Source organism: Clostridium sp. AF28-12 (assembly GCF_003435225.1).
Lineage (GTDB): Bacteria > Bacillota > Clostridia > Lachnospirales > Lachnospiraceae > Pilosibacter > Pilosibacter fragilis.
Window position 1 is genome coordinate 84241 of record NZ_QWGJ01000009.1, and the last position, 18919, is coordinate 103159.

Here is an 18919-nt window from a genome sequence, read left to right on the forward strand (position 1 = left end):
GATCTTGGAGTGCGAAATACCTTTTGCGTAGACGGAGGAGTTTTACGGTATGACAGAAATAAAAGAAATTGATGATGCAGTCCGGGAAGAAATACCAGAAAGAATCCCGGAAGCGCGTAAGAAGAAACGACGAACGGTGCCGGTGTTAAAGTCGAGAGACGGTCTTATGATCGCGTTTTTTGTCCCGGTACTCGTTATGATCTGCATATTTGCCCAGAGAGGGATCTTCCCGTTCGGCGAGAGGTGCTTTCTGAGGACGGACATGTATCATCAGTACGCCCCGTTCTTCTCAGAATTCCAGCATAAGCTGCGGACAGGCGGAAGTCTTCTGTACAGCTGGGATGTGGGAATGGGTGTTAATTTTGCGGCGCTTTACGCATATTATCTCGCAAGCCCTTTAAACTGGCTGATCCTGCTCTGCCCGAAAAAATTCATCATCGAATTCATGACGATCATGATCGTCATAAAGATCGGACTTTCGGGACTCAGCTTTGCCTGGTATTTAAAGCAGCACAGTAAAAACTGTATTCTGGGTGTCGGATTTTTCGGGATTTTTTATGCGTTGTCCGGATATATGGCGGCGTACAGCTGGAACATCATGTGGCTGGACTGCATTCTCCTCTTCCCGCTGATCGTTTACGGACTGGAGCGTCTTGTGAGGGAGCAGAAGGGAATGCTTTACTGCGTGACCCTTGGGCTTTCCATCCTGTCCAACTACTATATCTCCATCATGACCTGCCTGTTTCTGGTGCTTTATTTCATCGCGCTTCTTATTTTAGAAGAGCCGGGTCCGGTGAGAAAATACGTGGAGAGCTGCGTGAGATTTGGAATCTACTCCCTGCTTTCCGGCGGACTCGCGGCGGGAGTTCTGCTGCCGGAGATCTGTGCGCTCCAGAGCACGGCATCCGGCAACTTTGATTTCCCAAAGGCGTGGACTTCCTATTTCCCGATCTTCGACATGATCGCCCGCCATATCGGAAATGTGGAGACGGAGATCGGTCTGGACCATTGGCCGAATATTTACTGCGGCGTCGCGGTATTTCTCTTCTTTTTGCTGTATCTGGCATGTAAGAAGATCTCCGTGAAGGAAAAGGCTGTGTACTGCGGACTGCTGCTGCTCTTTTTTGCAAGCTTTTCCATGAATGTGCTGAATTTTATCTGGCATGGATTCCACTATCCGAACAGCCTTCCATGCCGACAGTCCTTCATCTATATCTTCCTGATGCTGTTTATCTGCTTCCGGGCTTATGCGCATCTGGATGAGACACCGAAAAAGTATGTTGCTGTCGCGTTCTGGGGAAGCATCTGTTTTGTACTTCTGGCAGAAAAGCTGGTGACACAGGAACATTTCCACTTTATTGTCTACTATGTGTCTATCATCTTCCTTGCGGCTTACGCGGGACTGATCTACATTTATAAAGGAGGAAGGCGGGCCTTAGCCGGCTTTCTGGCACTGGCGCTGGTCTCCATGGAGGCAGCCATCAATACAACCGTGACGAGTGTCACGACCACGAGCCGTGAATCCTACACTGCGGATAACGAAGAGGCCCGGATCTTGAAGGATTCTCTGGAACCGGCATCGGATTTCTACCGGGTGGAGAAAAAGACGAGGAAGACGAAAAACGACGGCGCATGGATGAATTTCCCGTCGGTATCCCTGTTCTCCTCAACGGCAAACGCGGATCTTTCGAAGATCTTTAAGAAGCTTGGATGCGAGTCCTCCACGAACGCCTACAGCATCACGGGCAGCACACCGCTTGTGGACAGCATCTTTTCCGTAAAATATGCGCTCTATTCCGATGCAGTGTCCAACACGGAGCTTATGATGTATTTGAGGGAGAGCGGCGGGACATATCTCTATGAGAACCTGTATACACTGCCGCTAGGCTTTGTTCTTCCTTCGGATATTGAGGAGAACTGGCAGTATGAGATGGATAATCCCGCGGAAGTACAGAATGATCTGTGTCTGGTCACAGGGGCAGACGAAGTTCTTGTAGATACAGGCGGAACAGTGAATAAAAATACGTTCACCTTCACACCGGATATGACCGGGGAATACTATGTGTTCGTTCTGAATAAGAAGGTGAAGAACGTGAAAGCGGATCTGCCGTCGGGTTCAAAGTCATTTGGCAATGTAGACCGCGGATATCTTCTGGAACTCGGAACCCTGTCTCCGGGATATGAAGTGAAGCTCACGGCAGATGAGGCGGGGGAGCAGTTGAATGCCATTGCCTATCGGTTCTCCGAGGATGCCATGATTCAGGTCTATGACCGTCTGAACCGGATGCCGATGCATCTGACGAGCTGGAAGGATACGAAGCTTTCCGGAACTGTAACTGCTGACCGGGCTGGAATGCTCTTCACATCGATCCCCTTCGATAAGGGCTGGACTGTGAAGGTAGACGGGCAGAAGGTGGAGACGAGGAAAGCGTTCGGCGCATTCCTCGCCATCGATGTGGGCGCAGGGGACCATGTGATCGATTTTTCTTATTTCCCGGAGGGATTAAAGCCCGGCGTCCTGATCACAGGCGGATCGATCGTGATCCTGATCTTTTTATGGTTTTTGCGCAGAGAGATGGAGAGGCGGAGAGATCGAGCACGGATGCTCAGGATCCGGAGAATGCAGCGGGAATCAGAAGAACGTGTGGATGAAGAAGGATTTGAAGAGATTCCGGAGATTGATGAAGAACCGGAAGAGAACTTAAATGAAATGGAGAAACCGGATTCCGAAATTCCCGACATGCCGGAATCGGAGAAACATATAGATCATAAAAAACAGACAACGGAGGAACAGACATGAAACTTTGGGGCGGAAGATTTACGAAGGAAGAGAACCAGTTAGTACACAATTTTAATGAATCCATCTCCTTCGATCAGAAATTTTACAGACAGGATATCGCAGGCAGCATCGCCCATGTGACGATGCTCGCGAAACAGGGGATCCTCACAGAGGAAGACCGTGACGCGATCATTGCCGGCTTAAAGAGTATTCGTGAAGATATCGACAACGGAACCTTAAAAATCACAACGGAATCCGAGGATATCCATTCCTTCGTTGAGGCGAACCTGATCGAACGGATCGGAGATGCCGGAAAGAGACTCCACACCGGGCGAAGCAGAAATGATCAGGTCGCTCTCGATATGAAGCTCTACACAAGAGATGAGATCGATGAGACAGATGTCCTGTTAAAGGGACTTCTTAAGGTTCTCTTAAAACTTATGGAGGAAAATCTCCACACCTACATGCCGGGATTTACCCATCTTCAGAAAGCACAGCCGGTAACTCTGGCTCACCATGTAGGTGCTTACTACGAGATGTTCCGCCGTGACAGGGGACGTCTTGCAGATATCAGAAAGCGCATGAATTACTGCCCATTAGGATCCGGTGCCCTTGCCGGAACCACATACCCGTTAGACCGCGAGTACACAGCAGAGCTTTTAGGCTTTGACGGACCAACCTTAAACAGCATGGATTCCGTATCCGACCGGGATTACCTCATTGAGCTTCTGGCAGCACTCTCCACGATCGCCATGCATTTAAGCCGTTTCTCCGAGGAGATCATCATCTGGAACAGTAACGAGTACCGTTTTGTTGAGATGGATGATTCTTACAGCACAGGAAGCAGCATTATGCCGCAGAAAAAGAATCCGGATATCGCGGAGCTGATTCGTGGAAAGGCCGGCCGTGTCTATGGTGCCCTGATGTCCATGCTGACAGTCATGAAGGGAATCCCGCTGGCATACGATAAGGACCTTCAGGAAGACAAAGAGCTGACTTTTGATGCCATCGACACCGTGAAAGGCTGCCTCTTGCTCTTCACAGGTATGGTATCTACGATGACATTCCGCAAAGATGTGATGGAAGCCAGCGCAAAGAACGGCTTTACGAATGCCACAGATGCTGCGGACTACCTTGTAAACCACGGCGTTCCGTTCCGTGATGCCCACGGGATCATCGGACAGCTGGTGCTTCTCTGCATCAACGAGAACAAGGCATTGGATGACCTGACTCTGGAGCAGTTCAAGTCCATCAGCCCGGTATTCGAGGAAGATATTTACGATGCGATCTCCATGAAGACATGCGTGGAGAAACGCGTGACCATCGGCGCTCCGGGTGCGGAGGCGATGAAGAAAGTCATTGAGGTTTATAAGAAAGAACTGAACGCTTAAAGTTGACATTGCAGAAAAAGGCTTTCGGACCACTGAAAAATGTTTACATTTTCTCAGTGGTTTGAGAGCCTTTTTCTATAAGGGCGACGCCCGACGCTTCTTGTCGGATGCGCAGCATCCGGCAAGAAGAGAACAATGTCAACAAATCAGAATAACGAACACAGCCGCCAAGGACGATACCCCAAATATCGTTCCAAGGCGGCTGTGCGTTTTAAATATCGCGTTATAATATAATGAGAAGAAAGTTTCGGGAAGAGTTGGTGCGGCTCTTCCTTCCATTAGAGTATTATAACATGGTTTGTCAGGAAAGTAAAATGGTTATGAGTAAATAAAAAGTGACAAATTATAATATTAAATATTAATAAAACTTAATATTTTGGAACGTCCAGGCATATAGGGCGCAAAATACCGTTTGTGCCCAAAATCGTAAGATGGTTTGATAGAATTGTAAAAGCGTCCCTGTTTTGATATAATAAATATAAATATTAACATTTTGGAACGAAACAGCATGAAATGAAGATGCTCACGCAAAAAAGATATCGAACATGTTGGTGTTGCGGCACAGAAAGGAGAATAGAACATGACGTTTCTTGAAATTGAAGCGTTTTTGAAGATCGCCCAGTGCGGAAGCTTTTCTGCGGCGGCAGAAAAATTATATATCACACAGCCGGCTCTCGGCCGTCGGATCCGCGCACTGGAGGAAGAACTGGGCTATTCCCTGTTTATCCGGAATAAAGGAGTCCGTCATGTGGAGCTGACAAGACAGGGGAGAGCCTTTGTTGGAATTGCACACCGCTGGCAGGCACTTTGGAATGAGACTCAGGAGGAAGCATTGCTGAGCAATGAGAAGAGTTTTTATGTGGCCAGTGTCGGAAGCCTCCTTGCATTCATGCTGCCAACGGTGTTTCAGGAATTTATAAGGAATACGCCGGAATGCAGCCTCCATGTGACGACACTTCATTCGAGTGAAGCTTACAGCTATGTAAACAACAAGACGGTGGACATCGCCTTTATCACGGATCCGATGTATTCGTCACAGGTAAAGACGGAGGTATTATTTAAGGAAAAACTGTGCCTGATAGTGGGAAAAGATCTGAATCTTCCCCACAACATCAAAGTCTCAGAGCTGGATCCGCGCCGGGAAATCCGGACACAGTGGGATCAGAATTTTGACACCTGGCATAACTATTATTTCAACAGCGCGGCAGTTCCACAGGTTTATCTGGATGAGATGGGATTTTTACAGTATTTCACCCAGAACGGTGATAACTGGGCGTTTCTTCCGATCTCTGTCGCAAAAAGCATCTTAAAGACGACGCCGGTATCGATCCATGAACTCGATGTGGAGCCGCCAAGCAGAACGCTCTACTATCTGTACCGGACGGAGGACCAGTCCCCATATCAGAAGCCTCTTCTGGAAATATGCAGACGGAAGCTTGCAAATGAAAAGGGGATCACATTGATGGATCCGATCCTGAATGCATGATCATATTATACAACAACAGGGGCTGCCATTGACAGCCCCTGTTGTGCATTTTATTTATGATCAGCGCTTGTTGCTTGCTCTCCAGATATGCATCTTCTCAGCCTCTGCGATCAGCTGGTCGCGGAACTGCGGGTGCGCTACGGAGATGATCGCTTCGGTCTTCTGCCATGTGGAGAGACCTTTTAAGTTTACTTTACCGTACTCAGTAACGAGATAGTGGATATTCGCACGGGTATCGGTTACGATGGAGCCAGGAGCCAGAGTCGGAACGATTCTGGACTCTAAGGTGCCGTCCTTCTTCTTGAAAGTGGAGGAGCAGCAGATGAAGCTCTTTCCGCCCCTGGAAAGGTAAGCGCCCAGAACGAAGTCGAGCTGTCCGCCGGCTCCGCTGATGTGCTTGATTCCTGCGGACTCTGCGTTTACCTGACCGAAGAGGTCAAGGTCAACAGCGTTATTGATGGACATGAAGTTGTCAAGAGCAGAGATCGTGCGGACATCGTTCGTGTAGTCTACCGGTGCGGACATACACTCCGGGTTCTTATTTAAATAGTCATATAATTTCTTTGTACCTGCGCCGAATGCGTATACCTGACGGCCTTTGTCGATATTCTTTCTTGCGCCAGTGATCTTTCCGGCGTTTGCGATATCCACGAATGCGTCAACATACATCTCAGTATGAACGCCGAGATCCTTTAAGTCAGATTTCGCGATCAGAGCGCCGACCGCGTTCGGCATTCCACCGATACCAAGCTGTAAGCATGCGCCGTCCGGGATCTCCTCAAGGATCAGCTTTGCGACAGCCTCATCGACATCGCTTGCAGCAGCAGCGCCGCCCATCTCAGCGATCGCCGGGTTGTCACCTTCCACGATCATGTCAACGTGAGAGATATGAACGCCCTCTTCAGTGCCGCCGAAGCATACCGGCATATTCTCGTTCACTTCCACGATAACGACCTTGGAAGTCTCGCAGACAGCCGCCATATGGGAAGCGTTCGGTCCGAAATTGAAGAAACCGTGCTCGTCCATCGGGGAAACCTGGAATACAGCTACGTCCGGCTTAGTCTGGGATTCTCTGTAATATCTTGGAAGCTCAGAGTAACGGATCGGAGCATAGTAGCTGAAGCCCTGCGCGATCGCTTTTCTCTCGATACCGCCCATATGCCAGGAGTTCCAGGTCATATGTTCTGCCGGATTCTCAATCTTGAAGATCTCCGGCACCCACATTAAGATACCGCCGCGGAAGTTTACGTCTGTTAATTCCGGAAGTCTTTTCGCAATCGCCTTGTCGACAGCAACCGGTGTCGCTGTTGTCCAGCCATAATCGACCCAGTCACCGGACTTGATTACAGAAGCTGCCTTCTCTGCGGAAACCAGCTTTTCCTGATACATCTGTTTGAAATCCATTTTCAATACCCTCTCTTTGTAACCATAAAAATATAGTAGCAATATATCGCGCGAGTTTTCTGTTTTCGTTGACACGAAAGCAGGAAGCACAGGGCGCTCGCCCTATGCCGGCACATATGGAAAGGCTTATGCAAACGGATCCGCAGCACTTGTTTCCATATAGACCGCCGCACGGACAGACTATGAGATTATTTTAACATTTTCCGGGTGTAAGGTCAATAATTCCGGGAAAAAGCTTCGTAAATGTTCGCAAAACATGACGAAGCGCCAAAACACCGCATCAAAGCAAAAAAGTAACTTTTGTACGAAAGGATAAGGAAACTTTCTAATTTGTTTAGAAAAATTATATAAAAAGCTTTTGAGAATTATTTGACACAAAAACGGTTTGGTGATATTATTAGTTATACATAATATACTGCCTTGCTTGTGAAAAATTATATGGTGTAGAGCATGGCAGCGGTATAATGAGGAGGAAAAGAAAATGGCAAAGAAAATTGTACTGGCAGGTGCATGCCGTACCGCAATCGGAACAATGGGTGGCGAATTAAGTACAATCCCGGCTCCGGAACTTGGCGCAATCGTAATTAAAGAGGCTTTAAAGAGAGCTGGTGTAGCTCCGGAAGCTGTTGATCAGGTTTACATGGGTTGTGTAATCCAGGCTGGTCAGGGACAGAACGTAGCTCGTCAGGCTACATTAAAAGCTGGTCTCCCGATCGAAGTTCCGGCAGTTACGATCAACGTAGTTTGCGGTTCCGGTCTTGAGGCTGTTAACATGGCAGCTGAGATGATCCTTTCCGGTGACGCTGATATCGTTGTTGCAGGTGGTATGGAGAACATGTCCATGGCTCCGTATGCTATGATGAAAGGCCGTTACGGATACCGTATGGGCAATGCTACCTTAGTTGATACAATGGTTAACGATGCTCTCTGGGATGCATTCAACAACTACCACATGGGTATCACAGCTGAGAACATCTGCGATCAGTGGGGTCTTACAAGAGAAGAACTGGACAAGTTCGCTGCAGTAAGCCAGCAGAAGGCAGAGGCTGCTCAGAAGTCCGGCGCATTCAAGGACGAGATCGTTCCGGTAGAAGTTAAGAAGAAAAAAGAGACAGTTATCGTAGATACAGATGAAGGCCCGCGTCACGGAACAACGGTTGAGACACTCGGCAAGTTAAAACCGGCATTCAAGAAAGACGGCGGCTTAGTTACAGCTGGTAACTCTTCAGGAATCAACGACGGTGCAGCAGCAGTTGTTGTTATGAGCGAAGAGAAAGCTAAAGAGCTCGGTGTTAAGCCGATGGCTACATGGGTTGCCGGTGCTCTCGGCGGCGTAGATCCGAAGATCATGGGTATCGGACCGGTTGCAGCTACAAGAAAAGTTCTCAAGAGAACAGGCATGGAGATCAAAGACTTCGATATCATCGAGGCTAACGAGGCATTCGCTGCACAGTCTGTAGCAGTAGGCAAAGAGCTTGGCTTTGACCTTAACAAGTTAAACCCGAACGGCGGCGCGATCGCTCTCGGACACCCGGTAGGAGCTTCCGGATGCCGTATTCTCGTTACACTTCTTCATGAGATGGAGAAGGCAGATGCTAAGAAGGGTCTTGCAACTCTTTGCATCGGCGGCGGAATGGGCTGTGCTACAATCGTAGAGAGAGACTAATCTGATCTGGGGCATAGACAAAATCTGAGGAGAACAACGATATGGGTTTTGTAAAATATGAGCAGGACGGTTTTGTTGGTGTTATCACCATCAACCGTCCGGAGGCTTTAAATGCGTTAAATACAGAGGTTATTCAGGACCTTGATGCTGTTCTTGACAGCATTGATCTTGGTACAACAAGAGTGCTGGTTGTGACCGGCGCAGGTGAGAAATCCTTTGTTGCCGGTGCGGACATTGCTGCAATGAGCACGATGACTGTACAGGAAGCACGTGAATTCAGTAAAGCTGGAAACGATGTTTTCCGTAAGCTGGAGACACTTCCGATCCCGTCGATCGCTGCTGTCAACGGCTTTGCACTTGGCGGTGGAAATGAGCTTGCAATGAGCTGCGATATCCGTTACTGCTCCGAAAACGCTATATTCGGACAGCCGGAGGTTGGTCTTGGTATTACTCCGGGATTCGGCGGAACCCAGCGTCTCGCAAGACTGATCGGAACCGGAAAGGCAAAGGAAATGGTATATGCCGCTGTCAATATCAAAGCTGACGAGGCATACCGGATCGGCCTTGTAAACGGTGTATGTGCGAAGGAAGAGCTTATTCCGACAGTTATGAAGCTGGCAAAGAAGATCGCCTCCAACGCACCGATCGCTGTCAGAAATTCCAAGGAGTCCCTGACAGACGGTTACCTTTCCGACCTTGACCACGCAATCTCTATCGAAGAGAAATATTTCTCCGAGTGCTTTGAGACTGAGGATCAGAAGGAAGGAATGAAGGCGTTCCTCGAGAAGAGAAAAGTGGACGGCTTCAAAAATCGATAAGATTACATAACATTGTTGCATATATAAGGAGATAAAATCATGAAAGTTGGTATTATCGGCGCAGGAACCATGGGTTCCGGTATTGCACAGGCATTCGCACAGACTGAAGGCTATGAGGTAATGCTCTGCGACATCAATGAAACATTTGCAGCGAACGGAAAGAAGAAGATTGCCGCTGGATTCGAGAAGAGAATCGCAAAAGGCAAAATGACTCAGGAAGAGGCTGACAAGATCCTTAACAAGATCACAACTGGTGTGAAAGATATCTGCGGCGATTGTGACCTCGTTGTAGAGGCTGCGATCGAGAACATGGAGATCAAAAAGCAGACATTTAAAGAGCTCGACGCGATCTGCAAACCGAGCTGCATCTTTGCAACAAACACTTCCTCTCTTTCCATTACAGAGATCGGCAGCGCTGTTGAGAGACATGTAATCGGTATGCATTTCTTCAACCCGGCACCGGTTATGAAGCTGGTTGAGGTTATCGCTGGCTTAAACACAAAGCCGGAAGATGTTGAAGCTGTTAAGAAGATCTCTGAAGAGATCGGCAAGACTCCGGTACAGGTAGAAGAGGCTGCAGGTTTCGTTGTAAACAGAATCCTTATTCCGATGGTCAACGAAGCAGTCGGCATTTATGCTGAGGGCGTTGCTTCCGTAGAGGGTATCGATACTGCCATGAAGCTTGGCGCTAACCATCCGATGGGACCGTTAGCTCTCGGTGATCTGATTGGTCTTGATGTTGTTCTTGCAATCATGAATGTTCTTGAGACAGAGACAGGCGATCCGAAGTATCGTCCGCATCCGCTTCTTAAGAAGATGGTTCGCGGCGGCCTTCTTGGAAGAAAGACCGGCAAGGGTTTCTACGATTACACAAAATAATCCGGAGATAGTTACCGGTATGGGAAATGCCTGACGGGGATCTGATCCCGTCAGGCAGATAACCCGATAGCGTTTACTTTTTCCACTAAATATCAGCGAAAGCAGGTTTATGAGGTAAAGAAAACGCTAAATTTATTTTTTAACTAAGATTGTGTTTTTTTTCACAATCGGAATTCTGGGCATATATGTTGGGTTATATGCCGGGAATTTTGAATCCGCAAAATGCGGGACAGGATAAACGCGGGCGGAAACCACGTTTGTCCAATGGATAGGTACATCGGAGAAATGAAGCATCCACATTTCCCTATGTTATACATGATACAATTCACAAGGAGGAACTAAAAACATGGATTTTACATTAGGTAAAGAGCATGAGATGGCGAGAACACTGTTCCACGATTTCGCCGAGAAGGAAGTCAAACCCCTTGCTCAGGAGGTTGACGAGGAAGAGAGATTCCCGGTTGAAACCGTAGAGAAGATGGCTAAAAACGGTTTCCTCGGTATTCCGGTACCGAAGGAGTATGGTGGACAGGGCTGTGATCCGCTTACATACGCTATGTGCGTTGAGGAGCTTTCCAAAGTTTGCGGTACTACAGGCGTTATCGTTTCCGCACATACATCCCTTTGCATGGATCCGATCATGACATTCGGAACAGAAGAGCAGAAGCAGAAATTCCTTGTTCCGCTTGCAAAAGGCGAGAAGTTAGGTGCATTCGGTTTAACTGAGCCGGGCGCTGGTACAGACGCTCAGGGTCAGCAGACAAAAGCAGTTTTAGACGGCGACGAGTGGGTATTAAACGGTTCCAAGTGCTTCATCACGAACGGTAAGTATGCTGATACATACATCGTTATCGCTGTTACAGGCACAGTTGAGAAACGTGGCAAAATGCAGAAAGAGATCTCCGCATTTATCGTAGAGAAAGGTACACCGGGCTTCACTTTTGGTACAAAAGAGAAGAAGATGGGTATCCGCGGATCTGCAACATATGAACTTATTTTCACAGACTGCCGCATCCCGAAGGACAACCTCTTAGGTAAGAAGGGTGAGGGCTTCAAGATTGCTATGCATACTCTTGACGGCGGACGTATCGGTATCGCTGCTCAGGCTCTTGGTCTTGCAGAGGGCGCCCTTGACAGAACAGTTGCTTACGTAAAAGAGAGAAAGCAGTTCGGCCGCACAATCGGTCAGTTCCAGAACACACAGTTCCAGCTTGCTGATATGGCAACAAAGGTAAAAGCTGCTCAGATGATGGTTTACCGTGCAGCAATGGCTAAGGCTACTCAGAAGTCCTACGGCGTAGAGGCAGCAATGGCTAAACTGTATGCAGCAGAGGTTGCTATGGAAGTAACAACAAAGGCTGTTCAGCTCCATGGTGGTTATGGTTACATCAGAGAGTACGACGTAGAGCGTATGATGCGTGATGCTAAGATCACCGAGATCTACGAAGGAACAAGTGAAGTTCAGAGAATGGTTATCTCCGGCGCACTGTTAAAATAATAATTTAACAGCTGGAAGATCATAACTATAAATGAAAATAAGGAGTGAAATACAGTGAAAATCGTTGTTTGTGTAAAACAGGTGCCGGATACTAAGGGCGGCGTAAAGTTCAAACCGGATGGAACACTTGACAGAGCAGCTATGCTCACAATCATGAACCCGGATGATAAAGCTGGTCTGGAGGCAGCTCTTCGCTTAAAAGATCAGTATGGTGCAGAAGTTACAGTAGTTACAATGGGTCTTCCGAAGGCTGAGGAAGTTCTTCGTGAGGCTATGGCTATGGGCGCTGATAACGGTATCCTTGTTACAGACCGTGTTCTCGGCGGTGCTGATACATGGGCTACATCCCAGACAATCGCTGGTGCTTTAAGAAACCTTGACTATGACCTCATCATCACAGGCCGTCAGGCTATCGATGGTGATACAGCTCAGGTAGGTCCGCAGATCTCCGAGCACCTTGGTCTTCCGGTAATCAGCTATGCTGAGGGCATCGAGATCGATGGCGATTCTGTAATCGTTAAGCGTCAGTTCGATGATAGATACATGATGTTAAAGGCTAAAATGCCGTGCTTAATTACAGCACTTTCTGAATTAAATGAGCCGCGTTACATGACTCCGGGCGGAATCTTCGATGCATACAAGAAAGAGATCACCGTTTGGGGCAGAAAAGATCTGAAAGATGTCCTTGATTCCAACCTTGGTCTTAAGGGATCCCCGACTCAGATCGCTAAGGCTTCCGACAAAGTAAGAAAGGGTGCAGGCGTTAAGGAGACAAACCTTGATCCGTCCGCAGCTGCAAATTACATTGTTGAGAAACTTACTGAGAAACATGTACTTTAATTCAAAAAAAGAAAAGTGTGGTGAAAAGTGATGAATTTAGCAGAATATAAGGGTGTATATGTCTTTGCACAGCAGGTAGACAATCAGATCAGCAGCATCGCTCTGGAGCTGATCGGTAAAGGTAAAGACCTGGCAAAAGATTTAGGAACAACTGTAACAGCAGTTTTAGTTGGTTCCAACGTAAAAGGTCTTGCAGACGAACTCGGTGAGTACGGTGCAGACAAAGTTATCGTTGTTGACGATCCGGAATTAAAGGATTACAGAACTGAGCCGTATACTCATGCGATCACAGCTGTTATCAACGAGTTCAAGCCGGACATCTTCTTAATCGGTGCTACAGCAATCGGTCGTGACCTTGGCCCGCGTGTTTGCGCACGTATCCATACAGGTCTTACAGCAGACTGCACACAGCTCGATATCGGAGATTTCCCGCTCGTAGCTATGCCGGGTAAAGAGCAGAAACATGGTCAGCTCCTTATGACCCGTCCGGCATTCGGCGGCAACACGATCGCTACAATCGCTTGCCCGGAATTCCGTCCGCAGATGGCTACAGTACGTCCAGGCGTTATGCAGAAGCTTGACCGTGAGGCTGGCAGAAAAGCTGAAATTATCGAATTCAACCCGGGCTTCACTCCGGACAACAAGTACGTTGAGATTCTCGAGATCGTTAAGGCAGTATCCGACGTAGCTGATATCATGGATGCAAAGATCCTTGTTTCCGGTGGCCGTGGAGTTGGCAGCGCAGAGAACTTCAAACTGCTTGATGACCTCGCTGAGGCTATTGGCGGTACAGTAAGCTGCTCTCGTGCAGTTGTAGATTCCGGCTGGAAGCCGAAAGATCTTCAGGTAGGACAGACTGGTAAGACTGTTCGTCCGCACGTATACTTCGCAATCGGTATTTCCGGTGCTATCCAGCACGTAGCTGGTATGGAAGAGTCTGACATCATCATTGCGATCAACAAAGATGAGTCCGCTCCGATCTTCGATGTAGCTGACTACGGTATCGTAGGCGACTTAAACAAGATCGTTCCGATGCTGACAGAGAAGATCAAAGAAGCAAAGGCTGCAGCAGCTAAATAATTTACGTGAATTGTATATACCAGGGTGAAAAGGTCTAAAGTCCGATGCAAGCTTGCTTGCAGGAGGAGTTTTGACCTTAGCACCCGCCAAAAACATGAATATATTAAAGTAGGCAGAGTGATTTTGCCGGTAGTGTTATAACAGGTGATGATCCCCGTCCGGGTTTCCGGGCGGGGATTTTTGCGTCTATATAGTCGGAAGAAAGTGCCGACGTCTGTTTTACAGGTGTTCTTTTTGCATTGGAAAACCATCACAAGATATTTGGTCAATTAAAATAAGGAAGTCTGATGCACAAATCAGGCTCCATATCTTCTGTTACAGTTCCCTTTACGCCTTCATGTCCTTTTTTCTTACGGGCAAAGTAAAGTACCTTTTCCTCATCTGGAGATACTGATGTCTGGAGGTTATATCAGCCAGAAGATCGAAGATGAGGTGCTGTGTTTTGGAATCGCTTTTTATAAGAGGCGCTGTATAGTAAAGAAAAATAGAGTCCTGGAAGTTCCCCGGTTGTTGGCTGTAATAAAGACCGACGATTGGGGGACTTTTTTGAAATCTTATTTTGTGGCGGATGAGAAGGTGGATAAGAAGAAAGTCGCGAAGAACGTGCTGACACATCCATGTCTGGTCGCAATTTATCTGGGCTTGATCTGCATGGTGACGCAGGTGAAGCTTCCAGCCGTCATCACGGCGACAGTGAAGTATCTTGGGGATTGCAACAGCGCCCTCACGATGCTGATCGTGGGAACGATTTTGGCGGATGTAAAAATTACAACGATCTTTAATAAAGATACAGCCATGTTTTCTGTATTCCGTCTGATCATTCTCCCGGCAGCAGCACTGGTCGTTGGACTTGGACTTGATGCCACATCACTGGGAATCAGCGTTCTGATGACCGGCATGCCTGCCGGAGCTACGGCGGCGATTTTTGCGGCAAGATATGACAGTGACGCCTTGTTTGCAACGAGATGCGTGGTTGTGACGACGCTAATGTCCATGCTGACCCTGCCAGTCTGGTGTTATCTGGCAGGGTGAGAGGCCCCGGGCAGGTTGATCGTGTTCAGTTGGGAGAAGCGATAGAAATTTTTATTCATTTGAAAAACGGTACACCGCATGCGATAGAGAACGGAAAGCTAGGTGGTTGTGCCGGTTCTTGTGAGTGCAGCGTTCGCGGCATCCATAAAGTTCCGGATCGCCTTCCATTGGTAAGGCTGTTCCAGAGAACCGAAGCGGATCTTATATTTTGCGGATCGTCCGAGATGGATGATCCGCATTTTTTTGCGCTGCTCAGGGGAGAGGGAGCTCATGGCAAGGTTCAGTGGGGAGATGCAGGCGCCTTTTCCGGCGGCGCAGAGCTCCAGAAGCATTCCCATATTGTCGGACTGGGTCTTTACGATCGGTTTGAAGTTGCCCATGGTGATGAAGTGTCTTCCGAGCTGACCGGCGATGTCTGTGGCGTAGTTTAGAAGGAATGGGCAGTGTTCGAAGATCGAGAAGTCTTCCAGGCTTTTTAACATTAACGGTTCTGGCTGTGAATCTGTCAGTACAGGGAGATCCTGAACAGAAAAGGAGACAGTGCCAGCGGTGCCATGAGTGAAATCAGAGCCGGAGCAGCAGATAGTCTTTGAAAGATGTAAAAATAGGGCATCTGCTGGGGCGGCATCGGAAATGACCTCATGAAACAGAGAATCAGCAAGCAGAAGAACGACCTCCTCCTCATAGAAATCGCTCAGAGTGATCCCTGGCAGAAAATCCGGGAACTTCGCGATGGCGAGATCGATCTTATGTTCTATCAGGTCTTTTTGTAGTCCAGTGTTCGCATTTTCGATGACCTGGATCTCCATATGCGGGTAGCGGCGCTGGTATTCCATGATGATCGCAGGCATGATCGCGTGGCAGCGGGTAAAAGAGATGCCGATACGCAGGATGCCCTGCTCATTTTTAGTCAGGTCGGCAAATTCGTGCTGCATTGCCCGGTATTTTTTCTGGAAGTCTGCGGCGTACTGGCAAAAGATCTCTCCGGCGTAGGTGAGTTCCAGGGGAACATGGCGGACGAAGAGCTTGCAGTCCAGCTCCTGTTCCAGATTGGCGATGTGGGTGCTCAGGGTCTGCTGGGTGATATGGAGAGCATCGGCGGCTTTTGTGAAGCTGCGCTTCTCGGCGGTCATGAGAAAGTAGTCCATGGAAAGAAAGTTCATATAAAACCTCCGGAATATAAAAAGAAAGTTTAACCGAATCAAGTAAGTCCCCTGCTTCAATTGCGAAAAGCAATAAGCAGTGGGGACTTGCTTGTATCAGGAGGAGTGCAAGCTCCTTCTGATAAACTGCGGAGCAGTTATTGGGTTATGAGCAAGTAGCGAAGCGGATTGCGAATATCCGCTTGACTTGTAAGTGTCGTGCAGAGTCTCGAATCAGCTGTGCTGATCATAAAGGATACGGGACAGCCAGAATGAACTGGGAAAATCGTGTAAAAGAATGAAATCTGTAACTTATATACAGTTTTTTAGCTGTATTATATATCGGAAAATACAGTTAGACAAGTGGAAAATCCAGGCGTATACTAGAATCATAAAGGTGGATCAGGATATCTGAACAGGGAACGGCTGGCTGAGGGAATGGTTCACGAAAGAAAACAGGGAAGAGGTAAACATTATGAAGGTACAAACCAGTGAGACGGCTGTTCTGGTCGTGTTCGCGGTGACGCTGATCGGGTGCATCCTTGCGGGAATCCCGATCCTGGCAGCGTTGGCACTTGGATATCTGATCTTTTTCGCGTACACTTTGAACCGTGGTTATACGGTCAGAGATATTTTCGGGATGTCCTGGAAGGGAATCAAGACGGCGAAAAATATTTTAATTACGTTTTTACTCATCGGGATGCTGACGGCGCTCTGGCGGGCGGCAGGAACGATCCCGGCGATCGTCTCCTACTGCGCAGGGCTTATGAATCCGTCGGTAATGATTTTGATGGCATTTCTTTTAAATGCTCTGGTTTCTGTCCTGACTGGAACGGCATTTGGTACAGCAGCGACCATGGGTGTGATCTGTATGACGATGGCAAAGGCAATGGGGTGTAACGAGATCCTTGCAGGCGGCGCGATCCTCTCCGGCGTGTTCTTCGGGGACAGGTGTTCGCCGGTATCCACCAGCGCGCTGCTGGTCTCGGAGCTGACCCACACAAATATTTTTGACAATATCCGTCTGATGGTGAGGACGGCCATCGTGCCGCTAATTTTGACCTGTGCCTTTTACGGTGTCTGCGGAATCGCATTTCCGGCGGCGGAAGCCGGAAATTTGTCGCTGACGGAGAGCTTTTCTGGCGTATTCCATCTGGGACTGATCCCAATTCTTCCCGCGGTGGTGATCATGGTATTATCACTTTTCCGGGTACAGGTGCGGATGGCGATGCTGGCAAGTATCATGACGGCACTCGGCGTGTGCCTTTTCTGGCAGCACACGGACCTGTTCCTGATCGTTGAAATTCTGGTCAACGGTTATCAATCTCCGGATCCATCAATCTCGTCCATGATCGACGGCGGCGGAATCATGTCCATGGTGCGGGTGGCACTGATCATCACGATTTCGTCCTCCTATTCGGGTATCTTTGAGGAAACCGGACTTTTAAATGGTTTAAAATCGAAGATGGGCTCGGTGAGCAGAAAAATCACCGTATTTGGTACGATCCTTATGACGTCCATGGTGGCGGGGATGGTGGCCTGCAACCAGACACTGGCAACGATGCTGGTGGACCAGGTCTGCAAGGATCTGGAGCCGGATCAGCAGAAGTTTGCGATAGATATGGAAAACTCGGTAATCGTTACGGCTCCGCTCATTCCGTGGTCCATCGCGGGTGCGGTTCCGCTGGCGTCTGTGTCGGCGCCGCTTGTGTCGATAGGGGCGGCGGTGTTCCTGTATCTGCTTCCAATCTGGCATCTTATTGTGAGAGCCAGGAAGGCTGTTTGATAAATTTTAACTTTTCCAGTTTTGGATGAAAAGGGCAGGGCTGGACAACAGAAATAAACAGGATAGAAAATGTGGATGATCGTCAGTGGAGATAGATTATGAAAACAGCAGAAAAATTAACAGATGAAGCAAATAAGAAAATATGTTCAGGGGAGATACTGCAGAATCTGAAACCAGCGGCAGGGAAAGAATTTTCTGACCTGCCGTGGGAAGAGAGCGAGGATATGAAAGAGATCTGCGATAACTTCCGTATCATTGAAAGGCAGCGGGACCTGTACCGGGAGCGCTGCACCAGACTTCAGAAAGAAAATGAGAATCTTAAGCGATTGCTTGATAAGATCCAGATCGTGGTGTGTCAATATTCTAACTGCTGACTACCTTCAGCCTTTTAGCCGCGGCACCGCCGGTCCTTTTTTGGGACCTGGCGGTGCCGCATTTCACACCCGTGTGTATATTATTTAGCCTTTGCCACGGAAAGAATGGTTCCATCAAAAGCGTCTACTTCATTGACCGTTCCGGTGTAAGTTACAGTAACTTTATCGCCGTCCTTGACTTCGGAGAGACCTTCCGGTTTTTTATCGGCTTCGAAGGTGAACGCGTAATCCTTTCCATCAGCACTTACCGTGAACATGAAATCTTTTATGTCACTGATGGTACCAGTCATTGTAGACTCTTTTGATTCGTCGCTTTTTTCACTGCTGTTTTCGGAAGCTTTGGAATCAGCCTCTTTCTTGCCTTCTGCTTTTTCAGCGGCAGTTGTCTCCTTTTCAGCAGCAGTTGTATTCTCCTTCACAGCAGCCGCTGTTGTCTCAGCCGTTGTAGAAGCAGCGGTTGTTGCAGCAGTTGTGCTCTGGGAAGAGCATGCGGTTGCCAGTGCGATGATACCTGCGATGCAAGTGGTAAGAAGTAATTTCTTTTTCATAATAATTTAAGTCTTCCTTTCTAATATCGAAAATATAAGAGAAAAAACGAAAGATCCAGGTGCTTCAAAGGATCTCTCTCTTTCTTTATGATCCATATTAAATCAAAAAAGTGTGACCAAATTGTCAAAAAAAAATGAAGGAATACGGTCAGATATAAGAGGCTTTGTAAAGAGAATGAAAGAAAAATGACAGAAA

15 protein-coding genes are annotated in these 18919 nt (G+C 48.0%); 12 read left to right on the forward strand and 3 right to left on the reverse strand.

Going from position 1 to position 18919, the window contains the following annotated elements:
- Nucleotides 1-49 precede the first annotated feature (49 nt).
- The 3 genes from DWY93_RS09475 (at nt 50) to DWY93_RS09485 (ending at nt 5656) form a co-directional block, all read left to right on the forward strand.
- Nucleotides 50-2800, forward strand: coding sequence for a YfhO family protein (locus tag DWY93_RS09475; RefSeq protein ID WP_117470182.1), 2751 nt, complete (start codon nt 50-52; stop codon nt 2798-2800).
- Complete coding sequence (gene argH / locus DWY93_RS09480; protein WP_117470183.1) at nt 2797-4170, forward strand: argininosuccinate lyase; 1374 nt, start codon at nt 2797-2799, stop codon at nt 4168-4170. The genes DWY93_RS09475 and argH overlap by 4 nt, the downstream gene beginning before the upstream one ends.
- Before the next feature lie 580 nt (nt 4171-4750).
- Nucleotides 4751-5656 carry a LysR family transcriptional regulator gene (locus tag DWY93_RS09485; protein ID WP_117470184.1) on the forward strand — a complete coding sequence of 302 codons (906 nt, stop codon included), beginning with the start codon at nt 4751-4753 and terminating at the stop codon, nt 5654-5656.
- A 60-nt stretch (nt 5657-5716) separates the two neighbouring features.
- On the opposite strand, the gene DWY93_RS09490 is transcribed toward DWY93_RS09485, so the two are convergent.
- The gene (locus DWY93_RS09490; RefSeq protein WP_117470185.1) at nt 5717-7060 is read right to left on the reverse strand and encodes a butyryl-CoA:acetate CoA-transferase; all 1344 of its coding nucleotides are present in this window, start codon (nt 7058-7060) and stop codon (nt 5717-5719) included.
- A gap of 481 nt (nt 7061-7541) precedes the next feature.
- On the opposite strand from DWY93_RS09490, the gene DWY93_RS09495 reads away from it, so the two are divergent.
- From DWY93_RS09495 to DWY93_RS09525, 7 genes are all read left to right on the forward strand, one after another.
- Nucleotides 7542-8726 carry an acetyl-CoA C-acetyltransferase gene (locus DWY93_RS09495; protein ID WP_117470186.1) on the forward strand — a complete coding sequence of 395 codons (1185 nt, stop codon included), beginning with the start codon at nt 7542-7544 and terminating at the stop codon, nt 8724-8726.
- 41 nt (nt 8727-8767) lie between these two features.
- Nucleotides 8768-9544, forward strand: coding sequence for an enoyl-CoA hydratase-related protein (locus tag DWY93_RS09500; protein WP_117470187.1), 777 nt, complete (start codon nt 8768-8770; stop codon nt 9542-9544).
- Between the two features lie 39 nt (nt 9545-9583).
- Nucleotides 9584-10423: a 3-hydroxyacyl-CoA dehydrogenase NAD-binding domain-containing protein gene (locus tag DWY93_RS09505; RefSeq protein WP_021905470.1), complete on the forward strand. Its 840-nt coding sequence runs from the start codon at nt 9584-9586 to the stop codon at nt 10421-10423.
- A 346-nt stretch (nt 10424-10769) separates the two neighbouring features.
- Complete coding sequence (locus tag DWY93_RS09510) at nt 10770-11921, forward strand: acyl-CoA dehydrogenase (protein WP_117470188.1); 1152 nt, start codon at nt 10770-10772, stop codon at nt 11919-11921.
- 54 nt (nt 11922-11975) lie between these two features.
- Nucleotides 11976-12761 (forward strand): electron transfer flavoprotein subunit beta/FixA family protein, encoded by a 786-nt coding sequence (locus DWY93_RS09515; RefSeq protein WP_117470189.1) that lies wholly within the window; start codon nt 11976-11978, stop codon nt 12759-12761.
- Nucleotides 12762-12791: 30 nt separating this feature from the next.
- On the forward strand, nt 12792-13841 hold the full coding sequence (locus DWY93_RS09520; RefSeq protein WP_117470190.1) for an electron transfer flavoprotein subunit alpha/FixB family protein: 1050 nt from the start codon (nt 12792-12794) through the stop codon (nt 13839-13841).
- 393 nt (nt 13842-14234) lie between these two features.
- Nucleotides 14235-14873, forward strand: coding sequence for an AEC family transporter (locus DWY93_RS09525; RefSeq protein WP_117470191.1), 639 nt, complete (start codon nt 14235-14237; stop codon nt 14871-14873).
- A 98-nt stretch (nt 14874-14971) separates the two neighbouring features.
- Here DWY93_RS09525 and DWY93_RS09530 read toward each other — a convergent pair whose 3' ends face one another.
- Complete coding sequence (locus DWY93_RS09530; protein WP_117470192.1) at nt 14972-16036, reverse strand: LysR family transcriptional regulator; 1065 nt, start codon at nt 16034-16036, stop codon at nt 14972-14974.
- A gap of 454 nt (nt 16037-16490) precedes the next feature.
- On the opposite strand from DWY93_RS09530, the gene DWY93_RS09535 reads away from it, so the two are divergent.
- Both DWY93_RS09535 and DWY93_RS09540 read left to right on the forward strand, forming a co-directional pair.
- Nucleotides 16491-17801, forward strand: a complete 1311-nt coding sequence (locus tag DWY93_RS09535) for a Na+/H+ antiporter NhaC family protein (RefSeq protein ID WP_117470193.1) — start codon at nt 16491-16493, stop codon at nt 17799-17801.
- 98 nt (nt 17802-17899) lie between these two features.
- Nucleotides 17900-18175: a hypothetical protein gene (locus DWY93_RS09540; RefSeq protein ID WP_117470194.1), complete on the forward strand. Its 276-nt coding sequence runs from the start codon at nt 17900-17902 to the stop codon at nt 18173-18175.
- 80 nt (nt 18176-18255) lie between these two features.
- Here DWY93_RS09540 and DWY93_RS09545 read toward each other — a convergent pair whose 3' ends face one another.
- The gene (locus DWY93_RS09545; protein ID WP_117470195.1) at nt 18256-18723 is read right to left on the reverse strand and encodes a hypothetical protein; all 468 of its coding nucleotides are present in this window, start codon (nt 18721-18723) and stop codon (nt 18256-18258) included.
- Nucleotides 18724-18919: the final 196 nt, after the last annotated feature.

What these genes read in the sequence shown, in the direction of transcription:
- DWY93_RS09475 (WP_117470182.1), top strand. Translation starts at nt 50, where the DNA reads ATGACAGAAATAAAAGAAATTGATGATGCAGTCCGGGAAGAAATACCA.
- argH (WP_117470183.1), top strand. Translation starts at nt 2,797, where the DNA reads ATGAAACTTTGGGGCGGAAGATTTACGAAGGAAGAGAACCAGTTAGTA.
- DWY93_RS09485 (WP_117470184.1), top strand. Translation starts at nt 4,751, where the DNA reads ATGACGTTTCTTGAAATTGAAGCGTTTTTGAAGATCGCCCAGTGCGGA.
- DWY93_RS09490 (WP_117470185.1), bottom strand. Translation starts at nt 7,060, where the DNA reads ATGGATTTCAAACAGATGTATCAGGAAAAGCTGGTTTCCGCAGAGAAG.
- DWY93_RS09495 (WP_117470186.1), top strand. Translation starts at nt 7,542, where the DNA reads ATGGCAAAGAAAATTGTACTGGCAGGTGCATGCCGTACCGCAATCGGA.
- DWY93_RS09500 (WP_117470187.1), top strand. Translation starts at nt 8,768, where the DNA reads ATGGGTTTTGTAAAATATGAGCAGGACGGTTTTGTTGGTGTTATCACC.
- DWY93_RS09505 (WP_021905470.1), top strand. Translation starts at nt 9,584, where the DNA reads ATGAAAGTTGGTATTATCGGCGCAGGAACCATGGGTTCCGGTATTGCA.
- DWY93_RS09510 (WP_117470188.1), top strand. Translation starts at nt 10,770, where the DNA reads ATGGATTTTACATTAGGTAAAGAGCATGAGATGGCGAGAACACTGTTC.
- DWY93_RS09520 (WP_117470190.1), top strand. Translation starts at nt 12,792, where the DNA reads ATGAATTTAGCAGAATATAAGGGTGTATATGTCTTTGCACAGCAGGTA.
- DWY93_RS09525 (WP_117470191.1), top strand. Translation starts at nt 14,235, where the DNA reads ATGTCTGGAGGTTATATCAGCCAGAAGATCGAAGATGAGGTGCTGTGT.
- DWY93_RS09530 (WP_117470192.1), bottom strand. Translation starts at nt 16,036, where the DNA reads ATGAACTTTCTTTCCATGGACTACTTTCTCATGACCGCCGAGAAGCGC.
- DWY93_RS09535 (WP_117470193.1), top strand. Translation starts at nt 16,491, where the DNA reads ATGAAGGTACAAACCAGTGAGACGGCTGTTCTGGTCGTGTTCGCGGTG.
- DWY93_RS09540 (WP_117470194.1), top strand. Translation starts at nt 17,900, where the DNA reads ATGAAAACAGCAGAAAAATTAACAGATGAAGCAAATAAGAAAATATGT.
- DWY93_RS09545 (WP_117470195.1), bottom strand. Translation starts at nt 18,723, where the DNA reads ATGAAAAAGAAATTACTTCTTACCACTTGCATCGCAGGTATCATCGCA.